Origin of the sequence: Brevundimonas sp. (genome assembly GCF_052436175.1) — a bacterium.
GTDB lineage: Bacteria > Pseudomonadota > Alphaproteobacteria > Caulobacterales > Caulobacteraceae > Brevundimonas.
Genome location: NZ_JBQVNM010000102.1, coordinates 1 through 5545 on the forward strand (window position 1 = coordinate 1; position 5545 = coordinate 5545).

Sequence of the window (5545 nt, forward strand, 5' to 3'; positions counted from 1 at the left end):
CGGCCGGCCGGGGCGCCGCGCGCCGGGGCGCGGGAGGTCGCGCGGGCGCCGTCTCTGGCGAGGCGGTCCCGGAGGGCGCGACTGGGGCGGGGGCGGGCTGGGTGCGGCCGGATCCGGCCAGCAGGAAGGCGAGGGCGCTGGCGCTCACGCCAAGGACGGCGGCCAGCAGCACAGTGGATCGTTTCACCCGTTCTCTTCTCCGGTCGCGGGGTCGGTTTCGGTCTCGCCGGAATTGCTGCTGCCTTCGGCGCCGGGCGGTTCGGTGGCCGGGCGCGGCGGCTCGCCGGGTCGGGCGGGCGTGCGCTGGTTCTCGGTCTCGGTCTGGCGATCTTTGGGGCGGTCGGTCATCGGGCGGTTCCCTGATTATCCATGCGAAGGCGCCCTGCGGCAACGTCTCATCCTGTGGGTCGGGTTCCGGAAAGCTATCGTTCACCATCCGGCTAAACCGTACCGAAAGGGCGCAGCGGCCAGACTGGGGCGAACGGGCGTGACAGCGCCGCATGCATGGGGCCCGCGGGCATGGGACGACCGGTCGACGTCGAGATCATCAGCACGGACGCCCTGACCGAGGCGCATGTCGCCGCCTGGCGCGCCATGATCGCGGCCAATCCCGCCTTGGCCAGCCCCTATTTCCGGCCCGAGTTCACTCAGGTCGCCGGTTCGATCAGCCCCGATGCGGCCGTCGCTGTCTTCCGCCGCGACGGTGAGGTCGTGGGCTTCTTCCCGCACCAGATGCGCGGCGGCACCATCCAGCCCCTGGCGGCGCCGATGAACGACTATCACGGCGTCATCTCCCGCCCCGGCGAGGGGCCCTGCCTGGAACAGGTCGCCTGGTCGCTTGACGCGCCCCGACTGCGGGTCGGGGCCTGGGTCGGTGAGGCCCAGGAAGGCGAGGACCGCGAGACCCTGATGGTCTCCATGCCCGACGGCGGTTACGCCCCCTGGTATGAGGAACGCCGCAAGACCTGGGGCAAGTACTACAAGGATAAGGAGCGGGCCCGCCGCAGCCTGGAGGCTGAACTGGGCCCCATCCGCGTCGAACGCGGCCTGCGCGACCCGGCCCTGCTGGACCGCCTGATCGACCTGAAGCGGGACCAGTATCGCCGTACCGGGCGGCACGACATCTTCGAATGCGGCTGGACGCGCGACCTGCTCCACGCCCTGCTCCAGACGCGGGGCGAGGACGACTTCGGCGCCTCGATGGCGGCCATGTGGGCGGGCGGAAAGCTGGTGGCGGTGGAGTATTCGCTGCACGCCGGCGGGCGCTACCACTTCTGGTTCCCGGTCTATGAGCCCGGGCTGGCGCGGTGTTCGCCGGGCATTCTTTTGACCCTGGACACCATGCGGCTGGCCTCGGAGGAGGGCTATCGGGTCTTCGACTTCGGCTTCGGCGGCGAGGGCTACAAAAAGTACTTCTGCAACGCCAACCAGACGGTGCGCGAGGCGGTCGTGATGCGGCCCGGGCTGGCGGCGACGGTCAGCGATGCGGCGGTCGATCTGCTCAATCGGGCGGGCAAGCAGAGGGGCGAACGTCTGCGCGCCAGCATGCGGCGGCGCTGGGCCGCCATCGAGGCGTGCGAGACGACGCGCGCCAACCGCTTCCTCGGCGCCGTCGGCGCCGCCCAGGTCGCCTTCGCCAGGGGCCGCGAGCGCGCGGCCGCCCGCCTGTCCGATCCGGCGGTCAGTGGTTGAGGGATCAAGGATGAGCCTGAAACACACGGCCCCGCGCCGCACCCGCTATCCCGGCCCGATCGCGGAGGCCCGCGTCCACGCCCACGACCTGGTCGAGCGCGGATTCGCGACCGACGAAGCGCTCGCCGAAGTCCTGCATCGCTATCCGGCCGACCTGTTCGACATCAACCTCTATGACTACGACGACGAGGGTCAGGTCTCGCTCCGGACCGGGGCGCGCGGCTCCCTGTCGGGCGACCAGTTGCTGGCGGCGATCCAGGCCGGGCGGCTGTGGGTCAATCTGCGCGACGCCTCGGCCGGCTGTCCCGAGTTGTGGGCGGCGGCGATGGGCGAGTTCCGGCGCATCCAGGCGACCTATCCCGGCATGCGGGCGGTGACCAATGCGGGTCAGCTCATCATCTCCTCGCCGGCGGCCAAGGTGCCCTATCATTTCGACGCGGCGGGGGTGGTGCTGTTCCACCTGCGCGGCAAGAAGCGGATCTTCGTCTATCCGGGCGACGAGACTCACCTGCCCGAACGCAATATGGAACAGGTGGTCGCGCGCCAGACGACCGAGGAACTGCCCTATACCCGCGCCTTCGAGGCCGACGCCCACGTGGTCGATCTGGAGCCGGGGCAGGCCCTGACCTGGCCCCTCTATGCGCCCCACCGGGTGGAGAACCTGGACCGGTTCTGCGTCTCCCTGTCGATGGACTTCCAGACCTGGTCGTCGCGCATCCGCAACGGCGCCCTCTACACCAACGCCGTCATCCGCAGCCGGGGCGGTTCCCCGCGCTTCACTGACGGCATGAGCCCGCCGGAGCTGGCCGCGCGCTGGGCGGCGTCCCTGGCGCTGAAGCGGGTCGGCGGGCTGAAGAGCCGTATCGCGAACTTCGAGCGTGACTTCGAGCCCGAGGTCGGGGCGGCCGACGGCGCGGGCCGACTGCGCGCCTGAGTCGTCGATATCCGGCAGGGAATTCGACGACGCACTCATGGCGACATGGAATACGCCTCGCGAGGAATTCGACGACATCGACGACCGGCGTTTCATGAATTCGAAGTCATGACCTCGAGTTAAAATGACTTGGCGCGGCCGGGGCTGCACCTTCTCTCCATAGCCGGAGAGGAAACCCGCCATGAAAACCATCGTGCTGACCGCCGCCGTCGTCGCCGTTCTGGCCGCCGCCGCCGCCGCATCGCCCGCCGCAGCCCAGACCTTCGACAGCCGCTCGGTCGAGATCAGGGACGCCGTCGCCCGCGTTGTCGTCATCGTCGAGGACCGCCGCGACGTCAGCGTCGAGGTCGAGCCCGGCGCCGCCGGCCTGCCCGGCCTCCAGATCCGTCGTATCGGCGACCGGGTCGTGATCGACGGCGGCCTGCGCAACCAGATCCGCGACTGCCATTCCGGCGCGGCCTATGCGCGTCAGCCCGGTGACGGGGCCTGGGTCGAGGTGCGCAATCGCGGCCGGGTCGAGATGCGCAACGCCAGTTTGATCGTCATCCGTTCGCCGCGCGATGTGGATGTCTCGGCGGGCTCGGCCGTCTTTGGCTCGGTGGGGCCGGGCGCCGCGTCCATCGAACTGGGCGCGGGCGGTTGCGGCGACTGGACGGTGGCCAATACGAGCGGAGCCATGGAGTTGAATGTCGGGGGCTCAGGGACCATTCGGGCAGGCACGTCTCGTCGTCTGGAGGCCAATGTCGGCGGCTCGGGCGATATTGTCGCGGGCGCCACAGGCGATCTGGACGCCAAGGTGGGCGGCTCGGGCTCCATCACCGTGGCGCGGGCGGACGGCGCGGCCGATCTCGCCATCGGCGGCTCGGGCGACATCCTCGTGCGGGGCGGGCGCGCGACCAGCCTGTCGGCGGCCATCGGCGGTTCCGGAGACATCGACTTCCGGGGCGAGGCGCGCGACGTGGACGTGGCGATCGCCGGCTCGGGCGACGTGCGTATCGCCCGCGCGACCGGAGACGTGAGCCGCGCGATCGTCGGTTCGGGCGAGGTCCATATCGGCCGCTGATCGCAGCGGCGGGCAGGGAAGGGCCGGCGGCGCAGGCTCCCGGCCCTGCCGGCTGTCAGGAAACGAAAGTGGCCCGGCGACTTCACACGCTCCACCCTGGCCGTCTCTGGAGGACGGACATGCGTGGATCGGGACTGTGGGGTGTGGCGGGCGTGGCGCTCGGCGTCGTCATCGGCGCGCCGGGTCTGGCGACGGCCGGGGAGACGCCGCCCGCCGGCTTCACCTGGTACGTCCTCAATGAGCTCAACGAATTCTATCTCGACATCGAGGATCCCACCAACCGGCCCGACCTGATCACCGAGGTTCCCGCCGGCGTGCTGGAGCCGGTCAATATCAATGACGACGGCGTGGCCGACTGGCTGATCAACTGGCCGGACGGCGCCCAGTTCTGCGGCACCGGCGGCTGCCGGCGCGCGATCTATGTCAGCGCCGACGGCGGCTACCGGCGGGTGTTCGACCGCCAGGCCTGGGACCTGACCATCGACAAGGTCGCCGGCGAGACGCGGATCGAGGCCTCCTTCCATCATCTGAACTGCACCCCGCAACGCGAGGACTGCCGCCTGGCCTGGGCCTGGGATCGCAAGACCGGCGCCCTTACCGAACGGCCCAGCCGCGACGGCCATCACATCCTGACCAGCCTCGACGGCCCACCGGTCGATCTGGGGGAGAAGGACGGCGAGCTCGTGCTGGCGGACAACACGCCTGACGCCCTCTATACCTTGTTTCAGAACGGGGCCCGGGTCTGCCCGGTCGCCGATCCTGGAGAGGTCGCACGCACCTCCTGGCCGGCGCTCCGCAGCCTGCCGGACCTGAACGGCGACGGCGTGCGCGACTGGATCATCGACGCCCCCGTCGCCTGCGGTCCCGAAGAGCCCGCCGCCTACGGCTATCAGGTCTGGGTGTCGGCCCCGGAGACCGGCGCTGGGCAGAACAGCTCTCGACGGGCGGGCAGGGTGACCCTGGCCTGGAGCGGACCGGTCGATCACTGGCCCCAGCTGGACATCGGCCAAACCCCCGCCCGGTTGATCGACACCCCCCCGTGCGACTATGGCGAAGCCTGTCCGGGAACGCCCCTGACATGGGATGCGGCCGAAGGCGTTTTCAGGCCCTAGTTTCTGGCGCTGGTTCAGCCTCCGCCACGGTTTCGTCGCTTGACGAAAACGGAATCGGAGGTCATAAGCCCCAACTCTTGTTGGACTGGCTGTGCGGGAAACCGCAGACGCAGTTCGCAGGAACGACCTAAGTCACTGTTCTTTGCAGCTTCTTGGGACTTCACGGCCTTCGCGGGGGACTGCGTGGGCCGATCGTTTTTGCGAAGTGCGTACCTGAAGGGGTTTCCCCTAAAGGCTCCGGTCTTTGAAATGGTTCACAGGACGCAGGTTCGCCTGCTTGGGAATAACAACCGATATGGATCAAAGCATCCGCATCAGGCTCAAGGCCCTCGATCACCGCGTCCTCGACTTTTCGACGCGCGAAATCGTCAATACGGCCAAGCGCACCGGCGCGACCGTTCGCGGTCCGATCCCGCTGCCGACCCTGATCGAAAAGTTCACCGTGAACCGCTCGCCGCACGTCGACAAGAAGTCGCGCGAGCAGTTTGAAATCCGCACGCACAAGCGTGTTCTCGACATCGTCGACCCCACCCCGCAGACCGTGGACGCGCTCATGAAGCTCGACCTGTCCGCCGGCGTGGACGTCGAGATCAAGATTTAACGAGAAAGAGGCGGGATCCGATGCGCACGGGCGTGATCGCCAAGAAGCTGGGCATGACCCGCGTGTTCGCCGAAGACGGCGCGCACGTTCCGGTCACTGTGCTCCAGCTCGACGACTGTCAGGTCGTCGGCCAACGCACTCAG

Annotated in this window: 6 protein-coding genes and 2 pseudogenes; 6 read left to right on the forward strand and 2 right to left on the reverse strand. The window is 69.0% G+C overall.

Annotation, left to right across the window (positions count from 1 at the left end; translation table 11 throughout):
• Together ACT6QK_RS14650 and ACT6QK_RS14655 are read right to left on the reverse strand one after the other, a co-directional pair.
• Positions 1-187, reverse strand: a pseudogene (locus ACT6QK_RS14650) (hypothetical protein); the annotation flags it as partial.
• A complete protein-coding gene (locus ACT6QK_RS14655) occupies positions 184-348 on the reverse strand; it encodes a hypothetical protein (protein ID WP_444598561.1) in 165 nt (54 codons plus the stop codon). The pseudogene ACT6QK_RS14650 and the gene ACT6QK_RS14655, both read right to left, overlap by 4 nt.
• 171 nt (positions 349-519) lie before the next feature.
• Here ACT6QK_RS14655 and ACT6QK_RS14660 point away from each other — a divergent pair, with 171 nt between their 5' ends.
• From ACT6QK_RS14660 to ACT6QK_RS14685, 6 genes and pseudogenes are all read left to right on the forward strand, one after another.
• Complete coding sequence (locus ACT6QK_RS14660) at positions 520-1692, forward strand: GNAT family N-acetyltransferase (RefSeq protein ID WP_444598562.1); 1173 nt, start codon at positions 520-522, stop codon at positions 1690-1692.
• A 10-nt stretch (positions 1693-1702) separates the two neighbouring features.
• Positions 1703-2626: a cupin-like domain-containing protein gene (locus ACT6QK_RS14665; protein WP_444598563.1), complete on the forward strand. Its 924-nt coding sequence runs from the start codon at positions 1703-1705 to the stop codon at positions 2624-2626.
• A 181-nt stretch (positions 2627-2807) separates the two neighbouring features.
• Entirely contained in the window at positions 2808-3689 is an 882-nt protein-coding gene (locus ACT6QK_RS14670; RefSeq protein ID WP_444598564.1) for a GIN domain-containing protein, read from the forward strand.
• Between the two features lie 119 nt (positions 3690-3808).
• Positions 3809-4801, forward strand: coding sequence for a hypothetical protein (locus tag ACT6QK_RS14675; RefSeq protein WP_444598565.1), 993 nt, complete (start codon positions 3809-3811; stop codon positions 4799-4801).
• A gap of 295 nt (positions 4802-5096) precedes the next feature.
• The gene (gene rpsJ / locus ACT6QK_RS14680) at positions 5097-5402 is read left to right on the forward strand and encodes a 30S ribosomal protein S10 (protein ID WP_444598566.1); all 306 of its coding nucleotides are present in this window, start codon (positions 5097-5099) and stop codon (positions 5400-5402) included.
• 20 nt (positions 5403-5422) lie between these two features.
• Positions 5423-5545, forward strand: a pseudogene (locus ACT6QK_RS14685) (50S ribosomal protein L3); the annotation flags it as partial.